This is a genomic window from Phenylobacterium sp., assembly GCF_965284355.1.
Lineage (GTDB): Bacteria > Pseudomonadota > Alphaproteobacteria > Caulobacterales > Caulobacteraceae > Phenylobacterium.
Genome location: NZ_OZ260078.1, coordinates 1440388 through 1466782, shown reverse-complemented (window position 1 = coordinate 1466782; position 26395 = coordinate 1440388). Strand labels below are relative to the sequence as shown.

The 26395-nt window shown below is 69.5% G+C and carries 26 protein-coding genes; 13 read left to right on the top strand and 13 right to left on the bottom strand.

All coding sequences use genetic code 11. The features are described 5' to 3' along the window. Positions 1-79 precede the first annotated feature (79 nt). On the top strand, positions 80-253 hold the full coding sequence (locus ACQ66R_RS07090; protein ID WP_430420507.1) for a hypothetical protein: 174 nt from the start codon (positions 80-82) through the stop codon (positions 251-253). Between the two features lie 112 nt (positions 254-365). Further along, complete coding sequence (locus tag ACQ66R_RS07085) at positions 366-2189, top strand: DUF885 domain-containing protein (RefSeq protein WP_430420505.1); 1824 nt, start codon at positions 366-368, stop codon at positions 2187-2189. Between the two features lie 7 nt (positions 2190-2196). On the opposite strand, the gene cdd is transcribed toward ACQ66R_RS07085, so the two are convergent. Further along, complete coding sequence (cdd, locus tag ACQ66R_RS07080; RefSeq protein WP_430420503.1) at positions 2197-2601, bottom strand: cytidine deaminase; 405 nt, start codon at positions 2599-2601, stop codon at positions 2197-2199. Positions 2602-2708: 107 nt separating this feature from the next. Next, positions 2709-3881 (bottom strand): aspartyl/asparaginyl beta-hydroxylase domain-containing protein, encoded by a 1173-nt coding sequence (locus ACQ66R_RS07075; RefSeq protein ID WP_430420501.1) that lies wholly within the window; start codon positions 3879-3881, stop codon positions 2709-2711. 95 nt (positions 3882-3976) lie between these two features. Here ACQ66R_RS07075 and ACQ66R_RS07070 point away from each other — a divergent pair. Continuing rightward, positions 3977-4731, top strand: a protein-coding gene (locus ACQ66R_RS07070; protein WP_430420499.1) for an IS5 family transposase whose coding sequence is annotated in 2 segments (ribosomal slippage) — positions 3977-4310 and positions 4310-4731 — 756 coding nt in all. Because the reading frame shifts where the segments join, the coding sequence is not laid out codon by codon here. Positions 4732-4744: 13 nt separating this feature from the next. Here ACQ66R_RS07070 and ACQ66R_RS07065 read toward each other — a convergent pair. From ACQ66R_RS07065 to ACQ66R_RS07050, 4 genes are all read right to left on the bottom strand, one after another. Continuing rightward, positions 4745-5878 (bottom strand): ABC transporter permease, encoded by a 1134-nt coding sequence (locus ACQ66R_RS07065; RefSeq protein ID WP_430420497.1) that lies wholly within the window; start codon positions 5876-5878, stop codon positions 4745-4747. Between the two features lie 175 nt (positions 5879-6053). Then, complete coding sequence (locus ACQ66R_RS07060; RefSeq protein WP_430420495.1) at positions 6054-6968, bottom strand: ABC transporter ATP-binding protein; 915 nt, start codon at positions 6966-6968, stop codon at positions 6054-6056. A gap of 157 nt (positions 6969-7125) precedes the next feature. Further along, positions 7126-8091, bottom strand: a complete 966-nt coding sequence (locus tag ACQ66R_RS07055) for an HlyD family secretion protein (protein WP_430420493.1) — start codon at positions 8089-8091, stop codon at positions 7126-7128. Then, positions 8088-8726 carry a TetR/AcrR family transcriptional regulator gene (locus ACQ66R_RS07050; RefSeq protein WP_430420491.1) on the bottom strand — a complete coding sequence of 213 codons (639 nt, stop codon included), beginning with the start codon at positions 8724-8726 and terminating at the stop codon, positions 8088-8090. The genes ACQ66R_RS07055 and ACQ66R_RS07050 overlap by 4 nt, the downstream gene beginning before the upstream one ends. Before the next feature lie 253 nt (positions 8727-8979). Here ACQ66R_RS07050 and ACQ66R_RS07045 point away from each other — a divergent pair, with 253 nt between their 5' ends. Next, entirely contained in the window at positions 8980-9675 is a 696-nt protein-coding gene (locus tag ACQ66R_RS07045) for a M23 family metallopeptidase (protein WP_430420489.1), read from the top strand. Here ACQ66R_RS07045 and ACQ66R_RS07040 read toward each other — a convergent pair. Further along, positions 9672-10484 (bottom strand): isocitrate lyase/PEP mutase family protein, encoded by an 813-nt coding sequence (locus ACQ66R_RS07040; RefSeq protein WP_430420487.1) that lies wholly within the window; start codon positions 10482-10484, stop codon positions 9672-9674. The two genes, ACQ66R_RS07045 and ACQ66R_RS07040, sit on opposite strands and share 4 nt — an antisense overlap. A 285-nt stretch (positions 10485-10769) precedes the next feature. On the opposite strand from ACQ66R_RS07040, the gene rpmB reads away from it, so the two are divergent. Then, complete coding sequence (rpmB, locus tag ACQ66R_RS07035) at positions 10770-11066, top strand: 50S ribosomal protein L28 (protein ID WP_293364693.1); 297 nt, start codon at positions 10770-10772, stop codon at positions 11064-11066. Positions 11067-11152: 86 nt separating this feature from the next. Here the strand turns inward: rpmB and ACQ66R_RS07030 are convergent, their stop codons facing one another. Continuing rightward, complete coding sequence (locus ACQ66R_RS07030) at positions 11153-12136, bottom strand: esterase-like activity of phytase family protein (protein WP_430420485.1); 984 nt, start codon at positions 12134-12136, stop codon at positions 11153-11155. Further along, positions 12133-14085 (bottom strand): cobaltochelatase subunit CobT, encoded by a 1953-nt coding sequence (gene cobT, locus ACQ66R_RS07025; protein WP_430420483.1) that lies wholly within the window; start codon positions 14083-14085, stop codon positions 12133-12135. The genes ACQ66R_RS07030 and cobT overlap by 4 nt, the downstream gene beginning before the upstream one ends. A gap of 180 nt (positions 14086-14265) precedes the next feature. On the opposite strand from cobT, the gene ACQ66R_RS07020 reads away from it, so the two are divergent. Then, entirely contained in the window at positions 14266-14445 is a 180-nt protein-coding gene (locus tag ACQ66R_RS07020) for a DUF1328 domain-containing protein (RefSeq protein WP_430420481.1), read from the top strand. 39 nt (positions 14446-14484) lie between these two features. On the opposite strand, the gene ACQ66R_RS07015 is transcribed toward ACQ66R_RS07020, so the two are convergent. Next, complete coding sequence (locus ACQ66R_RS07015) at positions 14485-15681, bottom strand: DUF3089 domain-containing protein (RefSeq protein WP_430420479.1); 1197 nt, start codon at positions 15679-15681, stop codon at positions 14485-14487. 133 nt (positions 15682-15814) lie between these two features. Between ACQ66R_RS07015 and ACQ66R_RS07010 the strand changes: the two genes are divergently transcribed. After that, the gene (locus tag ACQ66R_RS07010) at positions 15815-18403 is read left to right on the top strand and encodes a PQQ-binding-like beta-propeller repeat protein (protein WP_430420477.1); all 2589 of its coding nucleotides are present in this window, start codon (positions 15815-15817) and stop codon (positions 18401-18403) included. A gap of 379 nt (positions 18404-18782) precedes the next feature. Here ACQ66R_RS07010 and ACQ66R_RS07005 read toward each other — a convergent pair whose 3' ends face one another. Beyond that, complete coding sequence (locus tag ACQ66R_RS07005) at positions 18783-19157, bottom strand: response regulator (RefSeq protein WP_430420475.1); 375 nt, start codon at positions 19155-19157, stop codon at positions 18783-18785. Positions 19158-19402: 245 nt separating this feature from the next. On the opposite strand from ACQ66R_RS07005, the gene ACQ66R_RS07000 reads away from it, so the two are divergent. Together ACQ66R_RS07000 and ACQ66R_RS06995 are read left to right on the top strand one after the other, a co-directional pair. Beyond that, complete coding sequence (locus tag ACQ66R_RS07000) at positions 19403-19612, top strand: hypothetical protein (protein WP_430420473.1); 210 nt, start codon at positions 19403-19405, stop codon at positions 19610-19612. 318 nt (positions 19613-19930) lie between these two features. Then, complete coding sequence (locus tag ACQ66R_RS06995) at positions 19931-20248, top strand: UrcA family protein (RefSeq protein WP_430420471.1); 318 nt, start codon at positions 19931-19933, stop codon at positions 20246-20248. Between the two features lie 79 nt (positions 20249-20327). On the opposite strand, the gene ACQ66R_RS06990 is transcribed toward ACQ66R_RS06995, so the two are convergent. Next, a complete protein-coding gene (locus ACQ66R_RS06990; protein ID WP_430420469.1) occupies positions 20328-21482 on the bottom strand; it encodes a carbohydrate porin in 1155 nt (384 codons plus the stop codon). Positions 21483-21751: 269 nt separating this feature from the next. Here ACQ66R_RS06990 and ACQ66R_RS06985 point away from each other — a divergent pair, with 269 nt between their 5' ends. Next, on the top strand, positions 21752-23476 hold the full coding sequence (locus tag ACQ66R_RS06985; protein WP_430420467.1) for a methyl-accepting chemotaxis protein: 1725 nt from the start codon (positions 21752-21754) through the stop codon (positions 23474-23476). 44 nt (positions 23477-23520) lie between these two features. Here ACQ66R_RS06985 and ACQ66R_RS06980 read toward each other — a convergent pair whose 3' ends face one another. Next, entirely contained in the window at positions 23521-24222 is a 702-nt protein-coding gene (locus ACQ66R_RS06980; RefSeq protein WP_430420465.1) for a pirin family protein, read from the bottom strand. Positions 24223-24431: 209 nt separating this feature from the next. Between ACQ66R_RS06980 and ACQ66R_RS06975 the strand changes: the two genes are divergently transcribed. The 3 genes from ACQ66R_RS06975 to ACQ66R_RS06965 all read left to right on the top strand — a co-directional run bounded on the left by ACQ66R_RS06975 (position 24432) and on the right by ACQ66R_RS06965 (position 26353). Then, a complete protein-coding gene (locus ACQ66R_RS06975; protein WP_430420463.1) occupies positions 24432-25049 on the top strand; it encodes a beta/gamma crystallin-related protein in 618 nt (205 codons plus the stop codon). A 265-nt stretch (positions 25050-25314) separates the two neighbouring features. Beyond that, positions 25315-26115 (top strand): peptidylprolyl isomerase, encoded by an 801-nt coding sequence (locus ACQ66R_RS06970; protein WP_430420461.1) that lies wholly within the window; start codon positions 25315-25317, stop codon positions 26113-26115. Between the two features lie 61 nt (positions 26116-26176). Then, the gene (locus ACQ66R_RS06965) at positions 26177-26353 is read left to right on the top strand and encodes a hypothetical protein (protein WP_430420459.1); all 177 of its coding nucleotides are present in this window, start codon (positions 26177-26179) and stop codon (positions 26351-26353) included. The last annotated feature ends 42 nt before the right edge of the window (positions 26354-26395 follow it).

The window sequence follows — 26395 nt, the reverse complement described above, 5'->3', positions numbered from 1 at the left end:
ACGGCACGGACCATGTCGCATACCGGGCTTGTCAGACGTCCTTGAGGCGAATGACCACGAAACGCCCCCGGAGCCCGCCATGTCCGCCTCTGCCGCCGCCCCCCAGATCATCGAAGGCACGTTCCGCGTCGTCGCCACGCGAGACGCTCAGGCCCCTCGCAAGTCGCCGAACCGCCAGCGGCAGGTTGCGCGGATGGTGTTCTGGAACTCGGCGATGCTGGTCGCCCTGGTCGTCGCGCCGATGGTCTTCTGAGCGAGCCTTACCGAGGGCCGCCGCCTCAGCAGGACGCCCGTTTGCCGCAAGGCCATTGCCTGATTTGCGCACCCCGCTAGGGTCCTCGGCTTCAGTTCGGGGAAAACGCGCAATGATCGACCGTCGCCGCCTTCTGGCTGCCTCCCTCGCCGCCGGCGCCGCCGCCTCGCCCCTCGGCGCGCTCGCCGCGGGCGGGGAGGGGGTCTCGGATCCCCGCCTCGCCAAGCTCCTGGACGCCTTCGTCGAAGAGATCCTCGCCGACGCGCCGCAGACGGCCACCGGCATCGGCAAGGACAACGGGCCGCGGGCCGCGCTGCGCCGCCGCCTGGACGATGTCTCCTCGGGGGGACGGACCAAGCAGATCGCGGGCTACGCCGACCGCGCGCGTCGCCTGCGCGCCATTCCCCGCGCCAGCCTCACCGGCCGTGACATCACCCGCTACGACAGCGTGCTCTACGCCCAGGACGTCGGGGCCGAGGGCGGCCGCTTCGCCTACGGCCGCGACTATGCGAACCCCTACGTCGTCAGCCAGCAGGACGGCACGGTCGGCAACACCGGCGAGTTCCTGAACAGCCAGCACCCCGTCGATACCCGCGACGACGCCGAAGCCTACCTGGCGCGGCTGGAGCAGTACGGCGCCGCCCTCGATCAGGAGAGCGACCGCATCAAGGACGCCGCCGGCAAGGGCGTCATCCTGCCCGACTTCCTGCTGACCACGGCGCTGGGCACCGGGACCGAGCTCCGGGCCCAGGACGCGGCGGCCACGCGACTGGTCACCTCGCTGGCGCAACGCACGAAGGCCAAGGGGATCGACGGCGACTGGCAGGCCCGCGCCACGGCCATCGTCGCCCAGAAGGTGTTCCCGGCGCTGGAGCGGCAGATCGCGGTGCTGAAGTCGCAGCAGCCTCGCGCCACCCACGACGCCGGCGTCTGGAAGTTCCGGGACGGGGCCGACTACTACCGCTGGAGCCTCAAGTACAACACGACCACCGACCGCACCCCGGCCGAGATCCACAAGACTGGCCTGGAGCAGGGCGCGCAGATCGACGCGCTGATGGACGGCATCCTCAAGGCCCAGGGTTACACCCAGGGTACGGTGGGCGAGCGGATGGGCGCGCTGACCCGCGATCCCAAGCTGGTGTATCCCAACACGGACGCGGGCCGACGCGAGCTGATCGCCTACATCGAGGGGACGATCGCCGCGATCCGGCCGTTCATCCCCAAGTTCTCGAAGCTGGGCCTGAAGGCGCCGGTCGAGGTGCGCCGCGTGCCGCCCGAGATCCAGGACGGCGCGGGGCTGGGCTACATGAACTTCGCCGCCCTCGATGGCTCGCGGCCGGCGATCTACTATGTGAACCTCAAGGATACTGCCTCGTGGCCCCGATACACGCTGGCCAGCCTGTCGATGCACGAGGCGCTGCCGGGCCACGCGTGGCAGGGCGCCTACCTCGCCGAGCGGTCGAGCGAGGTGCACACCATCGCGTCGCTGATGAACTTCGGCGCTTTCACCGAGGGCTGGGCGCTCTACGCCGAACAACTGGCCGACGAGGTGGGGCTCTACGCCGAGGATCCGATGGGGCGGCTGGGTTACCTGCAGGCGCTGCGTTTCCGCGCCGCGCGCCTGGTGGTCGACACGGGTCTGCACGACCTGCGCTGGAGCCGTGAGAAGGCGATCGAAGTGCTGGCCGGAGCCACCGGACGCTCGGTCGGCGCCTGCACCAGCGAGGTGGATCGCTACTGCGCCAGTCCGGGCCAGGCCTGCGCCTACAAGACCGGCCACAACGAGATCGTTCGCCTGCGCGAGAAGGCGAAGGCCGCCTTGGGCCCGCGCTTCGACCTGCGCGACTACAATGACGCCGTGGTCACGACGGGCGGCACGCCCCTGTCGGTGCTGGAGAGTGTGATCGACCGCTACGTGGCGGCGACGAAGGCCTAGGCCGGCGTCAGCGCCGGGGGTCGAGCCGGAAGCCCAGGGGCAGCAGCGCCTCGATCGTGTGGGATTCTCCGGCGCCGCCCTCGGCCACGCTGACGACTTCGCAGCCCGGCGCGGCGAACTCCCAGATCTTCTGCCGGCAGCCGCCGCAGGGCCAGATGTGGCCGGGCAGCGACGAGGCCACCCAGACCCGCTTCACCACCGTCTCGCCACGCGTCACCGCGCCTGCGATCGCGCTGGCCTCGGCGCAGAGGCCCTGCGGATAGGCGGCGTTCTCGACGTTGACGCCGTAATGGACGCCGCCGCCTGAGCACTCCACCGCCGCGGCGACCCGCACGCCGGAATAGGGCGCGTGGCTGTGGGCCAGCAGCCGGGAGAGCTCAGCGGCGATCGCCGGGGGCACGGAGGTGGGCATGAAGGTAGGAAGCGTCCCAAGTCGCCAGAGGGACGGGGAAGTCTAGCGCCACGCTGAGGTTTGTCGAATCGACCCCTACCCAGTCCGTATCCCCTGGCCCGCGGACCTCAGCCGGCGCCGAAGTCGTCGACGGCCTGGAGCGTGGCGGCGATGAGGTCCTGCTCCAGCTCGCTGAGTTCGGGGCGCCAGATGTCGAAGATCAGCACCACGCGCAGGCGTTCCAGGTTCCGGTTCCAGGCCTCGTGCTCGATGGAGTCGTCGAATACGCAGGCCTTGCCTTCGACCCACGGCCGCGTCTCTGAGCCGACCCGCATGGCGCAGCCTTCGGGCACGATCAGGGGCAGGTGGACGATGTACCGCCCGTTCATGAAGCCGTGGTGCGGCGGGATGTGCGCGCCCGGCGTCAGCAGCGAGAACAGGATAGACGGCGTGCGGCCCGGGATCTTGCACAGCGGCGCGTCGGCCAGCGCGGCCATGGTCCTGGGGAAGCGCGCGGCGTTCTCAGCGACCGGCGCGCCGGCCTTCCAGAGGTAGAAGGCGCTCCAGTTCGGATTGCCCAGCATGCCGTGGTCGTCGAAGAACGGCCGGTCCGGCTCGGCTTCGATGTAGGGCGCGAAGGCGTTGTCCTCCTCCAGCACCCGCTTCAGCTCGTCGCGGATCTCGTCGGTGGCGGCCTCCAGCCTGTCCAGCCAGGGGAAGTCCTCGCGCGGCGCCCACTCGATGTTGGGCAGCTCAGGGAAATAGAAGTTCTTGGGCTGCTGCAGGTAGAGCTCGGCCTTGCCCGTCAGGAGGTCCACGGCCTTGGCCGCGCGTCGCGCTTCGGGACGGTCCAGGCCCTTGCCGGCCAGAGCGCCCCGCAGCTGGGTCTCGTACTGGGCCGCATACTGCTCGCGCATATGCTGGGCGCGGCCGACCTCGGCCTCCAGCCCCTTCTCCACGGCCCCGGCCTCCACGGCCACGCCGACGACGGCGGAGTAGTAGGACGAGGCCGCCCGTGCGTCGCCCGCGTCGCGGTAGTGGTCGGCGGTCATGATGAGGGCGCGGATGTCACGGGGGTCCAGCGCTCGGGCCTGGTCCAGCGCCGCCAGCGCGGCGCGCGCATCGCCCCGCCCCTTCTCGGCGATCGCCACGGCCACCCACACCGGCGCCGTCGCCTGGCCGCTGGCGGTGATGGGCTGGAAGTGGCGCACGGCGTCGGCATGGCGGCCTTCGCGCAGGGCCTGCGTGCCCTGGGTCCAGGCGGCTTGCAGATCGGCGGGGGAGGCGGTCGTCGAGCTCATGGCCGATAGATGCCCTAGGAGCTGTGGACTCTTAGGATTCACGCTGGGTCCGAAGCGTGATTCAAGACTGCTTTTTGGAGGCGGTCTTGGGTGTGATGGATCGACTGGTGCTGAGCGATGAGCAGTGGGAGCGGATCGCGCCGCTGACCATCGGGCGGCCGGATCAGAAGGGCTCGACGGGTCGGGACAACCGGATGTTCGTCGAGGGCGTGCTCTGGATCGTCAGGACGGGTTCGCCCTGGCGTGACCTGCACGAGGTGTTCGGGGACTGGAACACGGTCTTTCGGCGCTTCAGCCGCTGGAGCGCCAAAGGGGTCTGGTGGCGCATCTTCGAGGCGCTCTCGGACGATCCGGACTTCGAGTACCTGATCGTCGACTCGACCATCGTGCGCGCCCACCAGCATGCGGCGGGCGCGAAAAAGGGGGGTCTGAAGATCAGGCCCTTGGCCGCTCCCGCGGCGGCCTGAGCACCAAGATCCACATGGCGGTCAGAGGCCTGGGCTGTCCTGTCCGGTTCAGCCTCACCGCCGGCCATCGTGGCGACGCACCCCAGGCCGAACCCTTGATCGAAGGCTTGGCCGCCGACGTAGTGATGGCCGATACCGCCTACGACTCAGATCGCCTGCGCCAGAAGATCGCTGAGAAGGGCGCGATCGCCGTCATACCGAACAACCCATCCCGCGCGATCAAGCACCCCCTCGACGCCCAGCTCTATGCTCAGCGCCACCTGGTCGAGTGCTGCTTCTCAAGGCTCAAGCAGTTCCGCCGCGTCGCCACCCGCTTCGAGAAGACCGCCCGCAACTACCTCGCCATCGTCACCCTCGCCGCCATCGTCTTGTGGCTACGATAAGTGTCCACAGGACCTAGTCCAGCGTCCTGCGGTAGCGGGCCATGGCGACCGCGGTGACCACCAGGACGAAAGCCGTCAGCGCCGAAAGCTCGCGCCATTGGTCGCCCAGGTCCTGGCCCTTGAGCAGCGAGCCGCGCACCACGCGCAGGAAGTGGGTCACGGGGATCACCTCGCCGATCCACTGGGCCCAGGCGGGCATGCCCCGGAAGGGGAACATGAATCCCGACAGCAGGATCGACGGCAGGATGTAGAAGAAGCTCATCTGCATCGCCTGCAGCTGCGAGCGCGCCACCGTCGAGATCAGGAAGCCCAGCGCGAGCGAGCCGGTGATGAACAGGGCGATCCCGGCCGACAGCCCGATCCATCCGCCCCCCATCGGCACGTCGAAGAGCGTGGCGGCCATGATCAGGATGATCACGGTCTGGACCAGCCCGACCAGGACGTAGGGCGCCAGCTTGCCGATCATCACCTCCAGCGGCTCGACCGGCGTCGAAAGCAGCGATTCCATCGTGCCCCGCTCGATCTCGCGGGTGACGCTGAGCGCCGTCATCATCACCAAGGTCAGCGACAGGATGATGCCCAGCAGGCCGGGCACGATGTTGTAAGCGGTGATGGCCTCGGGATTGTACCGGCGGTGCACCACCACATCGAACGGCGCCGGCGTCTGGCCCCGGGCGGCCAGCGCCCCCGTCAGTTCGTGCCGCAGCGCCTGATCCGGCAGCGTCGCCAACGCCGCGACCGCGCCTCCTGTGGCCGAAGGGTCGGTGGCGTCGGCCTCGACCAGGATCTGCGCCCGGTCGCCCCGGGCTACGCGCCGCGAGAAGTCGCCCGGGATCGTCACCGCGAACTGGGCCTCGCCGGTGCGCAGCAGCCGGTCCAGCTCGGCCGGACTGCGCGCCTGGGCCACGAAGTCGAAATAGAGCGAGTTCTTCAGCGCCGCGACGATCGAGCGGGCGTATCGGCTGTCCTCCTGGATCAGGACGGCGGTCGGCAGGTGGCGCGGCTCGGTGTTGATGGCGTAGCCGAAGAGGGTGAGCTGGATGACCGGGATCGCCAGCATCATCGCGTAGGTGATGCGGTCGCGGGTGAGCTGCTTGAACTCCTTGAGGAAGACCGCGACCACGCGGGTCCAGCTGAGGCCCTTCACTGGGGGTCCTCACCAAACGAATGAACGTCATGGCCGGGCTTGTCCCGGCCACCCAGAAACGCAGGCCTCCAGGATCGGCCCACGGCGTCGATGCTCGTGGCGGCCCGGCAACGCCGGTGCTTCTGGGTGGCCGGGACAGGCCCGGCGATGACGCTCTTGGGGGGCGGGCGAGGGGTCACTGGATGTTGTCCTCGCTGCGGCCCATCAGCTGGATGAAGACGTCCTCCAGCGTCGGCGCGACCTCGCTCCAGCGGTAGTCCTGGCGATAGGGCTGGATCGCGGCCTCCAGCGCCGCCCGCTCGGTCCCGCTCACGTGGATCGCGGCGCCGAAGGCGGCTGCGGTCTCGACGCCGGGGGCCTGGGCGAGCGCGTGCGCCAGCCTGTCGGCGTCCGACCCTTCGCCGCGGAAGGTGATGAGTCCCGACCGGGCGATCACCTCGCCGGCCGTGCCGCGGGCGATCAGCCGGCCGTACGAGATGTACGCGATCTCATGGCAGCGCTCGGCTTCATCCATGTAGTGGGTGGAGACCAGGACGGTCAGCCCCTCGGCGGCCAGGGCGTGGATCTCGTCCCAGAAGGTGCGGCGCGCCTTGGGATCGACGCCGGCGGTGGGTTCGTCCAGCAGCAGCAGCTTCGGTTCGTGCAGGGTGGCGGTGGCCAGCGCCAGCCGCTGCTTCCAGCCGCCCGACAGCGTGCCGGCCAGCTGCCCGCGCCGCGAGGTCAGGCCCAGTCGCTCCAGCGCCGCGTCCACCCGCTCGCGCCGCCGGTCCAGGCCGTAGACGCGGGCCGTGAACTGCAGGTTCTCGGCGATGGTCAGGTCCTCGTAGAGCGAGAACTTCTGGGTCATGTAGCCGGTGCGCCGCTTCACCTCGTCGGCGTCGCGGATGATGTCGTAGCCCAGCGCCTCGCCCGACCCGCTGTCGGGCGTCAGCAGCCCGCAGAGCATCCGAAGCGTCGTGGTCTTGCCCGACCCGTTGGGACCCAGAAACCCGCAGATCCGGCCTTCCTCGACCTGGATCGTCACGTCGTTGACGACGTGCTTGTCGCCGAAGGTCTTGTTGAGGCCGTGGACGTCGATGGCGAGGGTCATGACCCAACCCTCCTCACCCGTAGGGGGAGGGGGACCATGCGCAGCATGGTGGAGGGGGAGCGCCCCAAGCTCAGCGGCGGGTGCGAGCCCCCTCCACCGGCCCTCGGCCGGTCCCCCTCCCCCAATGGGGGAGGAGGTTGGATGCTGGCCCGTCCCCTCACGACAACGGCTCCACATCCACCGGCTGGCCGGGGTTGAGGCGGACGTTCGGACGGGCCTCCACCAGGTAGACCAGCCGGTCGCGGGCCTCGCGGCTGTAGATCACCGGCGGGGTGAACTCGGACCTGGGGCTCACGAACTCGATCTTCGCCGACAGCCCTTTCGCGCAGCCGTCGCAGGCGAAGCGGATCGTCCGGCCCACGCGGTAGGACGACAGCTCGCGCTCGGGCACGAAGAACCTGACCTTGATCCGAGCGTCGGGCAGCAGGCTCAGGATCGGCTGGTTGGCCGGGGCCCATTCTCCGGCGTGGAAGAACACGTCCTCCACGCGGGCCTTCTGCGGCGCTGTGGGCGACACGTCGGCCAGCCGGGCGCCGGCGCCGGTCACGGCGGCCTGGGCCTGGGTCACGCGGGCGTCGGCGGCGCGGAGCTGGTCCTGGCGGGCGCCCAGGGCCGCGGCGTCGCGCTGCCGGTGCGGGCGGCCGGAGCGGGCGTCGGCGGCGTCGGCGGCGGCCCTGGCGTCGTCCAGCCGGGCGGGCGCGTACCAGCCCTGCTGCACCAGCGGTCCGATCCGGCGCAGGTCGGCCTGCGCGTCGCGGGCGCGGGCCTCGGCGGCGGCGATATTGGCCTCGAAGACCGCGAGCTCCGCCGGCCGCTGGCCCTTGCGAGCATCGTCAGCCTGCGCCCGCGCGGCGTCGGCCTCGGCGGCGGCCTGATCGTACTGGGCGCGGACTTGCGCGGGGTCCACCACGAACAAGGCCTGGCCGGCGGCCACCTCCTGCCCGCGGGCCACGTTCACGACCCGCACCGTCCCGGCCACCGGCGCGGCCAGATACAGCGGCTCACCCTCGATGTAGCCCGATAGCGTCTTGGGCTCGCCCATCCGCGGCAGCCAGACGATCAGGCCCACGAGGGTCGCGGCGGCCGCGACCAGACCCAACACCAGGGCAGGGGGACGTTTCATGCGCGAGCCCCTTCCGTCAGCATCCCGCCCAGCAGGGTGTCGATGTGCTGGCGCATCAGCGCCGGGAGGTCGAAGGGCTGGGCCCCGACAGGCACGAATGTCTCGCGCCACAGGACGCCGACCAGCAGCGGCGAGATCAGTTGAAGGGCGAACGTGCGGGGGTCTCCGGGCTTCACCTCGCCGCGCGCCTGGGCGTTGCGGATCGCCTCGGCCATGGCGCCCAGCGCGTGGGTGATGAGTTCGTCGTGCCAGACCCGGGCGAGCTCGGGGAAGTTCCGCGCCTCGCCCACCACCATCTTCAGCACCCCGCCGATCGGCGTGGTCTCCACGACGCCGGCGATGTGGCCGGCCAAGCCGCGCAACAGGTCGGCGAGGGGGCCCGGGTGGGCTGCGGCCATGGCCTTCACGACGCTCAGGTTGGGCAGGATCGCCCGCTCCACCACCGCCCGGAACACATCCTCCTTGGTCTCGAAGTAGAGATAGACGGCGCCCTTCGACACGCCCGCGCGCCGGGCGATGTCGTCCAGCTTGGCCGCCGCGAAGCCCTTCTCCGCGAACACCTCCAGGGCGGCGTTCACGATCTCCTCGGGCCGATCGGCCTTCCGGCGGCGGAATTTCGGGGCGCCTGCGTCCATCAACAGCTTGACCATATAAATAACTGACCAGTCAGTTAGTAACACATGCGACATACCGGCGCAATCCGGCCTCCCGACAGGGGCGCGACGTCCCGCCCAAGGATTTGTTTACGGCGCCTGCCCATTTTCCGCCGCGGTCAGGGGCCAGGACCCCTCGCTTCGCCGCCAGCACCCCGCGGCGTCCCAGTTCCACTCCGCCTCGAAGCCCGGCGCTCAAGTCCGGCGATGGCGCTTTGTTGAGTAAGGGTACCGAATGAAGTTGGGCGTACGCGCACGTCTCCTCGAACTGGCCGAGAAGCGACCCCTGGCCATCCTGGCAGTCTTCGGCTGTGTCGCCGCGACGGCGGCGGCGGCGGCCCCCCTGAGCCGCCCGGACACACGGCAAGCCATGGTCTCGGTCGTCGAGCAGGCGGTCACCGCCCAGACCGCGCCGGACGAAACCCCGCAGCTGGTCCGCGTATGGACGGGCGCCGACCTCGACGGCGACGGTCGCGGTGACTTCACCAATCCCACGGGCCACGCGCCGCGCGAGCACGACAGCTATGGCCAGGGCGAGTTCGGGGCCCGTCGCGACGGCGGGGCTCGCCGACATGAAGGCGTCGACTACGAGGCGCGGGCCGGCCAGACCGTGGTCTCGCCCATCTCCGGCTATGTCACCAAGATCGGCTTCGCCTACGCCGAGGACCAGCACCTGAAGTTCGTCGAGATCACCAATCCCGCGCTGCGGGTCGCCGCGCGGGTGTTCTACGTGAACCCCAAGGTCGAGGTCGGGCAGCCGGTCGCCATGGGCCGCCCGCTGGGCACGGCCAAGTCGCTGCAGCGCAAGTACCCCGGCGGCATGACCGACCACGTGCATCTCGAGATCATCGACCGCCGCGGCGTTCGCATCGACGCTGCCCGGGTGATCACCGCCGAGTACCGCCCGACCCAGGTCGCATCCGCCGACTAGGGCTTGAGCAGCGCCTTCAGTTCGGCGCCCGTGGCGGCCTGGCTCAGGGCGTCGAAGCGGCCCTCTTCGGCGATCTCGCGCGCAGCCTTCAGGAAGCCGCCCCAGGCGGCCCGCGCCAGGGCGCCGCCCACGCTGATCCGGCGCACGCCCAGGTCCTCGAGCTGGGCGACGGTCAGGCCGGGCGCGCCCATCAGCACGTTTAGCGGTCGGGGCGACACGGCGCGGACGGCCGCCGCAATGTCTTCGGCCGTCTTCAGGCCGGGCGCATAGAGGCAGTCGGCGCCGGCCTCCGCGAAGGCCGCCAGGCGGTCGAGCGTCGGCGCCAGCGGCTGGCCTAGGAGCACGCCCTCGGCGCGGGCCACCAGGACCGCGCCTGTGCCCTCGGCGTCGACGGCGGCCCGCGCCGCCGCAACCCGCTCCACGGCCAGGGCTGTGTCGTAGAGCGGCTTGCCCGGATCGCGGCTCATGTCCTCGATGGAGAGGCCGGCGACGCCTGCGGCCAGCGCGCGGCCCACGTTGGCGGCCACGCCCTCCGGCGCGTCGGCGTAGCCGTTCTCGAAGTCGGCGTTCAGGGGCACGTCCACCGCGTCGGCCAGGACGGCCAGGTGCGCCAGGGCGTCCTCCAGCGGGACCTCGTTGTCGATCCGTCCCGACGACCAGGCCATGCCCGAGCTGGTCGAGGCGATCGCCGGGAAGCCCATTGCCTGCAGCATCCGGGCGCTGCCCACGTCCCAGGGGTTGGGGATCACGAAACAGCCGGCCGCATGCAGCTGGCGGAATCGGGCGCGCTTTTCAGCAGGAGTCGGCATGGGAAGACCTCGGACGGCAAAGCTTAATGGCGATGTCGGGAGTCCGGGAACAGGCGCGAAACGAATCGCGTCCGAATCACTGACTCCCAGCGATTCAGCTTTCGTTCCCTACGAGATATTGTAGTTGAGTCGCTTCGGGCCACAACGAAGGTTCATCGCCCGGTGCGGCCGATCGGCTTCCGCTCCGGCTCACCTTGACGCGGGCAGGGCCTTCCTCTAAATCGCCCGCTCTTCGCGCGGATGGGAACGTCCGCCGCGTCCCTATTTCTGGCTAAGGTTTTCGTCATGTCGCGTCGCTGCGAAATCACGGGTGTCGGTCCGATGGTCGGCCACAACGTGAGCCACTCGAACATCAAGACCAAGCGCCGGTTCATGCCGAACCTGGTCGACACCAAGGTCCAGTCCGAGTCGCTGGGTCAGTCGTTCAGCCTGCGCATGACCAATGCGGCGCTGCGCACCCTGGACTTCAAGGGCGGCCTCGACGCCGTGCTCCTGAAGGCCAAGGACGAGGTGCTCTCGGCCAAGGCGCTGAAGATCAAGCGCCAGGTGAAAGCGAAGCTGGCCGAGCAAAAGGCCGCCTAGGCCCACGTCCAGAGTGTCGTTCCGAGAGGGCCGCCCACCGGGCGGCCTTTTCTTTTGCGCCTGCCTGCCCGCCGCCAGGGGAGGATTCAGGGTCTCGCCCAGTCGAAGGCCAGCAACAGCGTGCGCTGGCCCGTGGGGCTGCCGTTGTAGAAGCCGAAGTTGTCGTCGGCCACGAGGTAGAATCGCACCTTGCCGTCCGGCCGGGCCACGGCGGCCACGCCCTCCAGGTTGTCGACGGTCAGCGGCCGGGCGATCTCCATCTCGCCCGCCAGCCGCCCCTCGCGGTCCAGCACCTTCAGTTTGACGACGTTGCCGCGCAGCGGCGAGTACGAGCGCAGCAGGTAGGCGAGGCCGCCCCCCGGCACGTTGTCGAAGGCCACCAGCTCAGAGCCGTCCAGGGCCAGGTCGCGGTCGCGCACGCAGGCTGTCGAGACCCGGCAGATAAAGGTCTGGCCGCTGTCTTCCAGCCCCACCCGATAGGCGTCGGGGGCCACGTCGGGCGCGGTGGTCAGCGCCTCCATGCCCTTGTTGTCGGTGTACTTCGTGTCGGGCTGCGGGGCGGGGCGGGGAACGCCGCCGCCCTTGGGGAACAGCAGGATGCGGTCGTTCTGCTCGAAGCTCACCAGCAGGTCGCCGCCGGCCAGTCGCGCCACGCCCTCGGAATCGTACTCGCGGGCGCCGCCCGCGAAGAGGTCGATCCCCGTGGGGGCCTTCAGCGAGACCAGGGTGGCGCCGGTCAGGCCGATCAGCCGCCCGGACGCGTCCAGGGCCACCCGCGCTTCCAGTAGATCGGACTGGTCGCCGATCGCCAGCAGCCGGCCGTCGGGCCAGACTTTGATGTCGGAAAGGCCGTGCAGGCGGCTGGTCTGGCGCGAGGTCAGCGCCACGCCGCCGGCATAGACGAAGCCGCCGATGCGGTCGCGGGCCGGGTTGGCCGGGTCCAGCGGAACCGCCTGGGCGTCGACCTGGATCGCCGCGCCCACGGCGACGGGCGCCTGCGGCAGCGGCGCGATCGGTCCGGCGCAGCCCGCCAGCAGCAGCGCCGCCGACAGCCCCGCCAGCCATTTCAAGCGGTCGCCCTCCGGACTTCCTTGAAGGACGAGCGGCGCATCCCGCCGCCCCCTTGCGGGCCCTCGGTGCTGGGCGGCGCCGACAGGAGGGTGGCGTTCTTGCGCGTCACCTTGCGGACCTCCTCGTCGAACAGGTCGGCCAGCTGCTCGACCATCGCGCCGGCCAGCTGTTCCACATCCACGATGGTCACGGCGTTCTTGTAGTAGCGGGTCACGTCGTGGCCTATGCCGATGGCGATCAGCTGCACCGGGCTCTTGGCCTCGATCTCGGTGATCACCTCGCGCAGATGGCGCTCGAGATAGTGGCCCGAGTTCACCGAGAGGGTCGAATCGTCCACCGGCGCGCCGTCCGAGATCACCAGCAGGATCCGCCGCTGCTCGGGACGGCCGATCAGGCGGTGATGCGCCCAGATCAGCGCCTCGCCGTCGATGTTCTCCTTCAGCAGGCCCTCGCGCATCATCAGGCCCAGGTTCCGGCGCGCGCGGCGCCAGGGCGCGTCGGCGGCCTTGTAGATGATGTGGCGCAGGTCGTTCAGCCGGCCCGGCTGGGCGGGCTTTCCGGCCTTCAGCCAGTCCTCGCGGCTGGTGCCGCCCTTCCAGGCGCGGGTGGTGAAGCCCAGGATCTCGGTCTTCACCGAGCAGCGCTCGAGTGTGCGCGCCAGGATGTCGGCGCAGACCGCCGCCACCATGATCGGCCGGCCGCGCATCGAGCCCGAGTTGTCGATCAGGATGGTCACCACCGTGTCGCGGAACTCGGTGTCCTCCTCCTCCTTGAAGGCGAGGGAGGCGGTGGGGTCGGTGATGACCCGGGTCAGGCGCGCGGTATCGAGCAGGCCCTCTTCCAGGTCGAACGACCACGAGCGGTTCTGCTGCGCCAGCAGCTTGCGCTGCAGTCGGTTGGCCAGGCGGCTCACCACGTTCGAGACCGACGCCAGTTGCTGGTCGAGGTAGGCGCGCAGGCGCGTCAGTTCCTCGGGATCGCAGAGTTCTTCAGCTGCGACGACCTCGTCGTGCGCATTGGTGAAGACCTTGTAGGTGACCGCCCGGTTGTCGCCCGACGGGTCGGGGCGGGCGGGGGTGTCGCCGTCGCCCATCTCGGGCGGCTCGTCGGTGTCGTCGGCGTCGGGATCCTGTTCCGACGGCATCATCTGGCTGTCGGCGTCCTCGGATTCGCGCGACTGGGACTCGTCGTCGTCCATCGCCGACTGCTGCGGCGACTGGCTCTCGCCGTCGCCGTCGTCGTTGTCCGAGGTTTCGGGCTCGCCCTCTTCGCTGCCGCCGTCCTCGTCGTCGGGCTGCTCGGGCGCGTCCGACAGGTCGTCGCCCATCTCCAGGTCGCGGATGATGGCGCGCGCGATGCGGGCGAAGGCCTTCTGGTCGTGGACCGTGCCTTCCAGCTTCGCCAGGTCGGCGCCCGCCTTCGCCTCGATCTCGCCGCGGAACATGTCGACCAGCGCCCGCGCCATGGCGGGCGGCGGCTCGCCGGTCAGGCGCTCGCGCACCATCAGCGAGACCACCTCGGCCAGCGGCGGGTTCGCCATGGCCTCGACCTCATTGTACACGCGGCGCGCCCAGCTGTGGTCCATCACGGCGCGCAGGTTGCCCTTCACGCCGCCCATGGCGTTGGCGCCGATGGCTTCGATCCGGGCCTGCTCCAGCGCGTCGTAGATCGGCTGGCCGGCGCCCGACTGCGGCCGGGTCTTGGCGTGGGCGGCCGGGTCGTGGTGGGCGATGCGCAGCGCCATCTGGTCGGCCAGCCCGCGGATGCGCGCGGCGTCCTCGGGCGTGAGGTCGCGGGGCGGGTGGGGCAGGACGGCGCGGTTGCCCGACAGCTGCGGGCCCTCGCCCGAATAGACGATCTCGAGATCCGGCGTCTCGGCGAGCGATCGCGCGGCGTGCGCCAGCGCGCGCTTGAAGGGCTCGAGAGGGCTTTCCGGGTTCTTCGCCATGTCGATCCGGTCTTAGATCAGGGCTGCCCCCGCGCAAACCAAGGCTTTGCGCTCAGCCCTGAAAAAAGTCGTCGGCGCGCGCAGCGGAAGCTCTGGCGGAAACACGGTTTCGTGGCCGCCCGGAACAGCGCGACCGTAGCGGCGTTTGAAGCCCAGGATTTCGTTCCGAGGAGAGTTCAAATGCTGAAATGGGCCCTGATCTTCGCGGTCGTCGCTGTCGTTGCGGGCCTTCTGGGCTTCGGCGGCATCGCCGGCGCCGCAGCAGGCATCGCCAAGTTCCTGTTCATCATCGCCGTCATCGGCTTCCTGATCTTCCTGGCTGTGGGCGTCTTCGCCGGCCGCAAGCTGACGGGACGATAACGACGGGCAGCGGGCGCGTCTCGGCGCGCCCGCCGTCTCTTACTTCTTCGCCGCGTAGGCCTTGGCCTGCTGGCCCACGACGTCGACCAGGTTGCCCATGGCGATGTTGGCGTCGATCAGGTGCAGGCCCCAGTCCTTGGCGATGACGCCGCCCGGGCCCGTCACGTCGCCGTTGATGACGTCGGTGCGCGGGTCGGCCGGATCGGCGTTCACCTTCGCTTCCAGATAGTTGAACCCGTCCTTAGAGACGCACTGGCCGCTGATCAGGCCGGGCACGGTCACGAACGGCGTCTTCGGGTTCGGCTTGCCCTTCACCCATTCCGGCGTCGCCGCCGCCGAACTGGCGATGTTGTCGGCGTTGGACAGATAGGCCTTCAGTTGGCCCGCGCCGCCGGCCCCCATGCCGCCGGAAAGGGCCGCGGGGTTCACGCAGGCCGCCTCCATCGCCGGGTTGGCCACCTTCCCGAAGCGGCTGTTGCCGGGCGGCGGGATGGTGTCGCGGAAGGTCACGTAGCTGATGGCGCAGCCGGTCTGGCTGGCCGATTTGCAGAGCGGGATCGTCTTGAAGGCCCCGGTGTCTTTGCCCTTCTCGACGCCCAGGTTCGACCCCAGGATCAGCGCCGAGACCAGCTGCTTCTGGACCGGCTTGCCCTCGATCTCGGCCGGGATCAGGCGCTGCAACAGGCCCGAGCCCTGGCTATGGCCGATCAACACCACGCCGCGGCCCTGGTTCGCCGTCGCCAGGTAGTGGTTCCAGGCATCGACGACGTCGTTGTAGCCGACCTGGCGGACGGCCGGATCGGTCGCGCCGGGGATCGGCGTTCCGGCGACCATGGCCCGCAGCGCCGTCAGCGTGAACTGCCGGTAGAGCGGCGCGTAGATGCGGCACTTCGAGCCGAAGCGGGCGAGCTGCTGCTTCACCACATTCAGTTCCTCGGCGTTGGCGGTCATGTCCGAGACCACGCCAGGGTCGTTCGACACCGTCGGATAGACGTAGAAGCAGTCGATGGGGGCCTTCGGGTCGGCCTTGAACGCCTCGACCGAGGTCGAGCCGTCAGCCTTCACCACCGTGGCCGTGAGGTCGATCGCACACGCGTCGCCGGCCTTGCCGGGCCAGCACAGCCAAGTCTCGGGCTTGGCGTAGTCGTTCTTGGCCAGCGCCTGGGCGTGGGCCGCGCCGGCCCCCAGTCCCAGCACAGCGCCCAGCGCCAGCGTCGCAAACATCCGTGCCGTCATCAGCGTTTCCCCAAGCTCTCGTTTTTCGAAGACTGCGTATGATCATCGCCCGCTGCGCGGTCGCGGTCCAGCGCCCTTCATGCGGCCTGCGATTCTGCCTAAGGTCCGCCCCACAAGTTCCCGGGGGAAGCGGATGGCGGCGGATAAGGCAGCGAGCTGGCCGGCTCGGATCTGGGCGGCGATCGGCGGCGGTCTGATCACCCTGATCGGCGTCATTCTGCTGGGCGGCGGCGGATACCTCATCTTCCTGGGGGGCTCGCCCTATTACCTCTTCGCCGGCGCCGCGATCATCGGCAGCGGCGTCATGCTGATCCGTCGTCACCCCGGCGCGGGCCTGGTCTACGCCGCCGTGTTGGCCGCGACCCTGGGCTGGGCCCTGTGGGAGGCCGCCGGATTCCAGTTCTGGCCTCTGCTGCCGCGCCTGTTCGCGCCGGCGGTGCTGGGCTTGTTCATGCTGCTGATCATCCCCACCGCGCCCAAGGGCCGCATGCGCGACCAGTCCCTGCTGGCCGTCGGCGCGCTTTCGATCCTGGCCTTTGGCGCGCTCGGGGCGTCGGTCCCGGCCACCTTCACCTGGGGCCAGGCGATGATCCCGGCGCAGGTCCGCGCCAACGCGCCCCCGGCGGAGCAGGCCTCGGACTGGCGTTCCTATGGCCGCGACAGCGGCGGCTCGCGCTACGCGCCCGTCGACCAGATCAACCGCGAGAACGTGGATGAACTGAAGGTCGCGTGGACCTTCCGCACCGGCGAGGCGGTCCACCGCGGCAACCAGGACCAGAACACGCCGCAGATGGTGGGCGACACCGTCTATGTCTGCACGCCCACCAACGTGGTCATCGCCGTCGACGCCGACACCGGCAAGGAGAAGTGGCGGCACGATCCCAAAGTGAAGCCCTTCTTCTGGAACCGCTGCCGTGGCGTGGGCTACTGGGACGGGACCAAGACCAAGCTGGCCGTCCCGTCGGCCCCCGCCGCCGTGGCGGTCGCAGCCTCTGCGCCAGCGGCCAAGGGCGCTGCGCCCGCGCCCGCGCCCAAGGCGGCGCCGGTCTCCAAGACGGGACCCGCTCCGAAGGGCAAGGCCCCTGAAAAGGCGCCGCCGCCCAAGCTGGTGACGACGCCGGCGCCGACCCCGGCCGCCGCGCCCGCCGTCCAGGTGGCCGCCGCGCCGCCGGCCGGCCCGCCCGCCTGCCGCAGGCGCATCCTGTCCTCGACCATCAACGCCCAGCTGTTCGCGCTGGACGCCGACACGGGCCAGCGCTGCCCGGGCTTCGGCAAGGACGGCGTCGTCGACCTCACGGTCGGCATCGGTCCAATCAAGCGCGGCTTCTACTTCCAGACGTCGATGCCGATGGTGGCCGGGGACGTGGTGATCATCGGCGGCTGGGTCGCCGACAACCAGGAACTCCAGGAACCGTCCGGCGTGGTCCGCGCCTTCGACGTGCGCACCGGCGAGCTGGCCTGGGCCTGGGACGCCGGCAACCCGGCGATCACCAAGCTGCCGCCCGAGGGCCAGACCTACAGCCGCGGCACGCCCAACATGTGGTCAACGCCCGCCTACGACCCCGACCTGAACCTCGTCTACCTGCCGATCGGCAACGCGACGCCCGACTACTGGGGCTCGCACCGGTCCAAGGCGTCCGAGAGGTATTCATCGTCGGTCGTGGCCCTCGACGCCTCGACGGGGCGTGAGCGCTGGCGCTTCCAGACCGTGCACCACGACGTGTGGGACTACGACGTCCCGTCCCAGCCGATGCTGATCGACTTCCCGATCAAGGGGGGCTCGGCGCCGGCCCTGGTCCAGCTCACCAAGCGCGGCCAGATCTTCGTCCTGGACCGCCGGGACGGAAAGCCGCTGACCCGCGTGGTCGAGGTGAGCGTCCCGCAGGGCCCGCAGCCCGGCGAATGGCTTTCGCCCACCCAGCCCTACTCGATCGACATGCCCGCCGTCGGTGTCGAGCGTCTGACCGAGCAGAAGATGTGGGGCGCCACCCCGTTGGACCACCTCTACTGCCGCATCGCCTTCCTGCGGACCCGCTACGACGGCGACTTCACGCCGCCCGGCAGTCCCGGCAAGCCCAGCCTGCAGTTCCCGGGCAACGCGGGCGGGATGAACTGGGGCTCCGGCGCCTTTGATCCGCGCCGTGGCCTGCTGATCGTCTCCGACGTGCGGATGCCCCAGACCGTCGCGCTGAAGAAGTCCGACAATAAGGAACTGGCCGTCTCGCTGATGAAGGACCGGCCGCCCGAGAGCGCCAAGGCGATCCCGTACAAGGCCGACAACAACTGGCTGCTCAGCCCGCTGTTCGCGCCCTGCCTGCAGCCGCCGCACGGCATGCTGACGGCCATCGACGTAAAGACCCGCCAGATCGTCTGGCAGGTGCCCGCCGGCACGGCCGAGGCCCAGGCGCCTCTGGGGCTGAAGTCCCACCTGCCGATCCCGATCGGCACGCTCGGCATCGGCGGTCCGATCACCACCGCCGGGGGCGTGACCTTCCGCGCCGCCTCGACCGACCCCTATCTGCGCGCCTACGACAACGCCACCGGGGCCCTGCTCTGGCAGGGGCGGCTGCCGGTGGGGGCCGCCGGCACGCCGATGACCTACACGTCGCCCAAGACCGGCAAGCAGTATGTCGTGGTCGTTGCGGGGGGGGATCGCCTTCGCGAGGCCGCGGGGCCGAATACGCCCAAGACCGATTATGTGGTCGCCTATGCCCTGAAGTAGGTCGCGGGCGGCCCGGCGCGCCGTCGCCACGCGGCCGGAACACGACCTACGTCTCGTGATCGATGCCGGATGTGCAGAACTATTCTGCACAAAAGGTAACTACCGCGACGGTGGCTGGCCCATTACTTGCTGCCTCGCACCGGCGATGTGCCGGTTCGAGGAGATACGGACGTGAAACTGCTTCTGGCGATCACCACTCTGGCCGGCTCGATCGGCCTGCTGGTCAGTGATTGGGCCGGGCACGCCTTTCCCTACCTGTAGTCGCGCTAAAGCGCGGTGGGCGAACGTGGACGCCGGTTTCGCCCCGAAACGCGCTCCAAATCAAAGAGATCGAGCCTGTTCATCCGGTTCGGGTGATTCCATCTGAACGCGGCGGGAGCTAGTCGCGGGCGCGCAGCTCGCTCAGCACGCGCGCCAGGTCACCCTCGCGGAAGGGCTTCTGAAGGACCGGCGACCCCCGATCGACATCGCGGAGACCGGCATCGCCATAGCCGGTGGCGAACGCAAACGGGGCGCCCTTCTCCCGCAAGAGGTCGGCCAGCGGGAAGATCGGCTGTCCGCCCAGGTTCACGTCCAGCACGGCGCAATCCAGTTCGGCGCTGTTGGCGAGTTCGATCGCCTCGTCGAGGCGTGAGGCGGGGCCCACGACCATGCAGCCAAGATCCGTCAACATGTCCTCGATCAGCATCGAGACCATCATTTCATCTTCCACGACGAGGACGCGCAGGCCCTTAAGGTCAGCGTGACTGGTCATTCCCCGAACTCCAACGTGGGCAGCTAGGTCACCCGGCATCCGTGCATTCCACCTCTGTCTAGTTGAACATGAATCGAATGTCGCGGCCGCTGTTGCGGCAACCACTACGCCCAAGGGGGGAACGCCGACAGCTTCGCAATGGTTGCCTGCGGCTCTGCGCCGACGCGCCGCAGGGGTGCGGCAGGGGGTCTTCGTGTTTCGGAAACCACTTCCTGGGAAAATGCTCGCAGGTTGAGGACCGCAGGATGTTCGACTTCACCGTGAGGGCCCGGAGCGGCCACTGGGTTCTGCAGGACGCCGAAGCCGGCGACCTGGGGGCCTATGAAACGCACCAGGAAGCCCTGGCGGCGGCCAGCGACTGGGTCCGCCTCATCGAGATGCCCTGGCCCATCCTCGTCTGCGATGAAGACGGCGAATGGCGCCAGACCATCGTCGAGCCCTCGCTGCCTCACTAGCGGCCATCTCCTCGCACCGGACGCCCTGGCTGGCGTTGTGCGGGCCCACCATGAGTTGCCAGGCGCCCCGCGCCGCCCTTGTCCGTCTTGAAGCCCCTGCGCGCCAGGGCGGCTCGCGCGCGGATGACCTCGCTTAAGGCGCTGCCAAGCCGCGCGCACGCGCCACCATTACAGTTCGTTAAAGTATTAAGTCGCTGTAATATTCTTAAATCGACGTCATTACTCCCTATTCACGGGATTTAATGAGAACTCCGAAGTATTCGTTTCCTTGCCGGCGGACAACACCGCCGGAGCACAACCGCCCCGAAGGAAACGACCATGAAGAACTTCACCGCCCAAGTCTCCGGCCTCGCCATGCTGGCCCTGGCCGCTCTGCCCATCGCCGCGCTGCCGGCCTCCGCGCTCGCCGCCCCCGCCTCTGTGAAGATCGCCGACATCAACCTGCTGACCGCCGAAGGCATGTCGACCTTCTCGAAGCGCGCCGACTACGCGGCCCGCGACTTCTGCCGCGACGAGCGGAGCCTCAGCGCCGCCGCCCACTGCCGCGTCGCCATCAAGACCGAGCTGAACGAGAAGGTGGCCGGGATCCGCGCCGCCAAGCTCGAACAAGCTTCCACGACGTTCGCCGCCCGCTAGCTCTCCCTTCGAAGCGGACGTGCGAAAGGGCCCGCAGCCGCCCCAGCTGCGGGCCTAATCGCGTCTGGACCTCAGAACGCTAGTCGAGGTCGATCGAGACGCGCATGCCGGCGACGATCGCCGTCTTGCGGCCCCGCTCGCCACCGGGATGGCGGACGAACTGCAGGTCGGGCTGAAGGGTCACCCGGCCGATGGTGTCCGAATAGGTGATTTCCAGGCCGCTCTCGGCCTTGCTGGGCGCCGCGCCCGTGTCGCGGATGTTGGCCCGGTGCTTCTTCGACAGCCAACCCTGATGCAGGCCGATCGAGAACGCGCTGTCGGGGCGGCTTGCGACCACCTGATCCCAGCGCAGGCCCGCCTGCCAGCCGCCGCGGAACGGCGAGGTGTCGCCGTCCGACAGGCCCAGGCGCACGAAGGCGCTGCCGCGCGAGGCGTCGTCCTCGCCGAAGATGCGGCCCTCGCCCAGCACATAGCCGCCGTAAGCCGAGCTGCGTTCGGGATCGCCGGCCACGGTCACGTCGCGCACGTCCTCCTGGCGATCGGTATAGGTCCACGCGCCGGCGGCCAGGCGGACGCGGCCCGAATGGCCGGCTTCGCCGATCAGGATCGCGCCGCGGTCCAGCCCGCGCTGCAGGTCGCCCGGCGCGTCGAAGGCGCCCGCCTTGGCGCTGAGCACCGCGGCCTGGGCGTAGCCGCCTGTCTCGCCGCCCGCCCGGACGCGCACCGCCATCGCGGTCAGCGGAAAGATCGACGGGCCATTCGGCCCCGTCGACGCCAGCTCGGAACCGATGCCGAACGGCGGGGCGATCAGCAGGTCCGAGGCCTCGGTGGTGTAGAACTCGCTGTTCAGATCGTAGAGGCCGGCCCGGATGCTGGCCGCGCCGCCCGCCAGCGACTGCTCGATCCACAGCTCGTAGAGGCGAAGCCGCTCGCGCGAAACCTCGATATTGTCCACGCCCTGCAGCGTTGCGACCACGTCGTTCGGTCGGCCGCCCATGTTGTTGAGGACGTAGGCGTGGACCGTCGCGCCCTTCCAGCCGACGGCGCGCTCGAGGTCGCCATCCAAGGTAACGTCCAGGTTGTCCAGGTATCGGCCCGACTTGGCGAGGCCGCCCCGGACCGGCCCGATTACGTCGGCTGTATAGACGACGTCATGTGTCCAGATCGGCGCCTCTTCTGCCAATGACGGAGAAGAGATGGTGGCTGCTGCCAGTGCAACGAGTGTTGCGTTCATGTATGCGAATACTGTTTTGTGCAACATCTACTTCGCTTCTGCGATTTGAGGCGTCTCAAGTAAGCGAAGTGCGTGAAACATGCGTAAATATAGACCATTCCCCATTTTGGGTCAGCTTAGAGTTTACTCGACATTAAGTGTGAGTGCGCTCTTTGCCGGCGATCAACGGATGGGGGTCCGACTTGCTCAACAGTATTCGTCAAAAGGTTGTATTTTCCGGGGTCGCTGTCCTGGCGTTGGGTGCTGCATCAGCAGGTTGCGGGCTGTGGGTGGCGGCCACGCTGACCGATGCGCTGCAGCGGTCGTCCGTCTCGTCGACGCTGCTGCGCAATCACCTTCAGGCCGACATGATGCACGACGCCCTGCGCTCGGACGTCCTGTCGGTGCTGGCCAGCGCCGACCCCGCGATGGGGATCAGCCTGGCTGACGCCGCCAAGGATCTGGCCGAGCACGAGAAGGAATTCCGCGACGCCCTGCGCGCCAGCCGCGAACTGGCGGTCGACCCGTCGATCCGTCAGGCTCTCGACGCCCTGACTCAGCCGCTGGACGCCTATATCCGCCAGGCCACCGAGATCGCGACCCTTGAGGCGACGGATCCGGCGGCGGCGAAGGCCCGCATGGCGGCGTTCAAGCAGAGCTTCGACACGCTGGAAGTCGCCATGGGCGCGGCCTCGGACAAGATCGAGGCGGCGGCCAATGCGGACGCCGCCGCCGCTGAGCGGCAATCCCTTCTCGGCAAGGGCCTGATGGCGGGATCGGTCGTTGCGGCGATCCTGTTCGGCCTCGGCCTCGTGATCCTGGCGCTGCGCACCGTGGTGCGGCCGATCAACGACCTGGCCGAGGAGATGGGCCATCTGGCCGACGGCGACATCGACCGCGAGCTCAAGAGCGCCGGGCGCCGCGACGAAGTGGGCGACATCGGCCGCGCCGTGCGCCGCTTCCAGGAGATGATCGTCACCCGGGCCGCGGCCGAAGAAGACGAGCGCCGCCGTCGCACGGAAATCGAGGCCGAGAGCTCGGTCAACGCCGAGCGGCAGGCCCGTGAGCGCGCGCTGGGCGACGTGGTCGAGCGACTGGCGGATGGCCTGCAACGCCTGTCGGCCGGGGAGTTGGACTTCCGCCTGGAACAGTCCTTCGACGGCGAATACGAGCGCCTGAGGGTCGATTTCAACGACGCCATCGCGAAAATGGAAGAGACGCTGAGCACCATCGTGGCCGCCGCGGAAGCGATCCGCGGGGGCTCCAACGAGATCGGAGCCGCCGCCGACGACCTGTCGCGGCGCACCGAGCAGCAGGCGGCCAACCTGGAAGAGACCGCGGCCGCGCTCGACGAGATCACCGCCACCGTCTCGACCTCGGCCCAGGGCGCCGCGCGCGCCCAGGCGGTGGTCGCCGCCTCGAAGGCGGACGCCGAGGATTCCAGCGTGGTCGTCCGCGAGGCGGTTCAGGCCATGAGCGGCATCGAGCAGTCGTCGCAGCAGATCAGCCAGATCATCGGCGTGATCGACGAGATCGCGTTCCAGACCAACCTGCTGGCGCTCAACGCCGGCGTCGAAGCGGCGCGCGCCGGCGACGCGGGCAAGGGCTTCGCGGTCGTGGCGTCGGAAGTCCGCGGCCTCGCCCAGCGCTCAGCCGAAGCGGCCAAGGAGATCAAGGTGCTGATCTCAAGCTCGACCCAGCACGTGGGGCAGGGCGTCGACCTGGTCGGCCGCACCGGTCAGGCCCTGGAGCGCATCCTGGGCCAGGTGACCGAAATCAACGGTCTGGTGTCGGACATCGCCCGGTCGTCCACCGAGCAGGCGACGGGCCTCGCCCAGGTCAACTCGGCGGTGAACCAGATGGACCAGATGACCCAGCAGAACGCCGCGATGGTCGAGGAATCGACCGCCGCGACGCTGACGCTCAACCAGCAGGTGGATCACCTGTTCGCCCTGGTCCGGCAGTTCCGCGTCAGCGGCGCGTCGGCCCCGGCGACGACCCGCCGCGCCGCCTGAACCGAAACGTCCCGCCCGGACCGGTGGTCCAGGCGGGACTTCGCTTAGGCCGCCGCGTCGACCAGCACGATCTCGGCGTCTTCCAGCGCGGTGACCTTCAGCACGTCCTCGTCCTTGACGGCGGCGCCGTCGCGGGCGTTCAGGCGCACGCCGTTGACCTCGACCGAGCCGACCGCGGGCACGAGATAGGCGTGGCGGTCCTTGCCCAGCACGTACTCGGTGGTCTCGCCGGCCTTCAGGGTGGCCCCCGAGACGCGACCGTTCGTGCGGATCGGCAGCGCGTCGTCGTCGCCGGGCACGCCGCTGGCCAGGGTCACGAACTTGCCGGCCCGGTCGCCCTTGGGGAAGGGCTTGGCGCCCCAGCTGGGCTTGCCGCCCGTCGAGGACGGCTCGATCCAGATCTGAAACAGCGTCGTGGTTTCGGGCTCGAGGTTGTACTCGGCATGGCGGATGCCGCTGCCGGCGCTCATCACCTGCACGTCGCCCGCCTCGGTCCGGCCCTGGTTGCCCAGGCTGTCCTGATGGGTGATCGCGCCCTGACGGACGTAGGTGACGATTTCCATGTCGGCGTGCGGATGCGGCGGGAAGCCGGAGTTGGGGGCGATCTCGTCGTCGTTCCACACCCGGATCGGGCCCCAGCCCATGTTGTCGGGGTCGTAGTAGCTGGCGAACGAGAAGTGGTGGCGAGCCTTGAGCCAGCCATGGTCGGCGCCGCCGAGGCGCGCAAAGGGACGCTTGTCGATCATCTGTGTCTCTCCTTAGGCGCGGGGGAGCGCGCCGTCTTCGAGAAGGAAGGTAATGTGTCCTGTCCGGAGATAAATCGAGTCACTGGAAGAAGATTGTAGCCAATTTCGCATCAATCCGGCTTTGCTGACGCCAACCTGCGCCCGCGTTTCAGGCGCGGTTCATGACGGCCCAGCTTCATTGGCCTGGTAACCGGCTGTGGAGGCCCCCGATGTCCAAGACGATCTGCATGGCGGCCTTCGCGGCCCTGACCCTGGCCGGCGCCGCGACCGCCCAACCCTATCGCGGGGGCTCGGCCACGCTGTACGATCAGCCCAACTTCCAGGGCAATTCCGTCACCATAACCCAGTCGGCGCCCGATCTGGGCAAGTGGCGCTTCAACGACCGCGCCCAGAGCGCCCGGTTCGAGGGGCGCTGGCTGATCTGCGAGCACGACGACTTCCGCGGCCGCTGCCAAGAGGTGCGCGGCGAGGTGGCCAACCTGCACACCCTCGGGCTGATGGCTCAGGTCTCGTCGATCGAGCCGGCCGGCCGGCCCGGCGGCGGCGGCTATCCGGGCGGTCCCGGCGGCGGCTATCCCGGCGGCGGGTGGCAGGGCGGATCGCGCGGCGTCGACGGCTCGCGCACGGTCTTCTTCGCGCGCCCGACGGTCCGCGGCGTGGACGTCGCGGCGGGCGATCGCGGCGCCAACGCCTTCTGCCGCGCCCAGGGCCTGGGCGGGGCGGTGTGGTTCGACTCCAGCGAGCGGGCCCGCGAGGCGATCGGCCCCGACGGCGAACTGATCGGCCGCTCGTCGGTGATCCGCGACCTGCTCTGCCGGAAGTACTGAGCCGCCGCGGATTCGCCTTCTCCCGCTGGGGGGAGAAGGCGGTCGGATGGGGGCGAGCGAGCGCTTTCGCGGTGGTGGCGCGCAAGCGCCGTCAGACTTGAACCACGAAAAGCACGAAATACACGAAAGCGCTTGAGGGCCCGCCAGCGCGGCGGCCCGCCCAGCCTCTTTCGTGTCTTTTCGTGTATTCCGTGGTTCCAAACGAGCGGCGCCTGCGGTGCGCGCAGCGTTGGAAGCGGGGGCGACGATGTTTCGAGCTTTGGGGGTGATCGCTGTCGCTGGACTGCTGATGGGCGCCGCGCCATCCCCTGGCGCCCCCGCCGACTGGCGTCCGCTCGATCCGGAGAACACCCTCGTCATCGGCACCACCAAGGGCCAGGTGGTGGTCGAGCTGCGGCCCGAGTTCGCGCCGCAGGGCGTGGCGCGGATCCGCCAGCTGGCCCGCGAGGGCGTCTACGACGGCCTGCAGTTCCACCGCGTCCTGGACGGCTTCGTCGCCCAGACCGGCAACCCCAACAACCGCGACGGCGGGACCTCGAAGTATCCGGACCTGCCGCCCGAGTTCTCGTTCCGAATCGCGCCCGAACTGGCCGCCGTCGTCGTGGAGCGCAGCGACGCCCGTGAAGGCTTCGTGGGCGCGACGCCCTTCCAGGCGGTGTCGGCGGCCGAACAGGCGCTGCGGCCCGATCCGCGCATCCGCGGCTGGGGCGCCTATTGCCCGGGCGTGGTCGGCATGGGCCGCCAGGCCGACCCCGGCACCGCCAACAGCGAGATCTTCTTCATGCGCGCGCCCGCGCGCCGGCTGGACCACGAGTACACGGTGGTCGGACGCGTCGTGGCCGGCCAGAGCGCGATCAACACCGTGGCGGTCGGCGAGCCGCCCAAGGTCCCCGACCTGATGCTCAAGGTGCGCATGCTGGCCGACCTGCCGCCGGCCGAGCGGCCCAGCCTGGAGGTGATGGACACGCGCGGGCCGGCCTTCCAGGCCCGGGTCGCCGCGCTCAAGCGGGAAAAGGGCGCGGCGTTCACCATCTGCGACGTCGAGGTGGTTTCGCGCGTCAGGTGAACCGCCGTGCGACGATGCGCGCAGTTGTTGCACCTGCGGCGTTCACCCTAAACGCCGCGCGATGCGTTACGAAGTTGTCGAAGAGACGGGCGAGTGGATCGTCCGCAGCGAAGGATCCGAACTGGCCCGCTTCTCGGACCAGGACGCCGCCCTGCAGGATGTCGCCACCCGGCTGCGCGACGCCGATGGCTCGACGCCCGCTTCGCTGTCGGTTCGCTACCAACCGAAGGCCAGTTAGCGCTTCTACTTGCCCTCCCGCTCCGGCGCGGGCCACATCGCG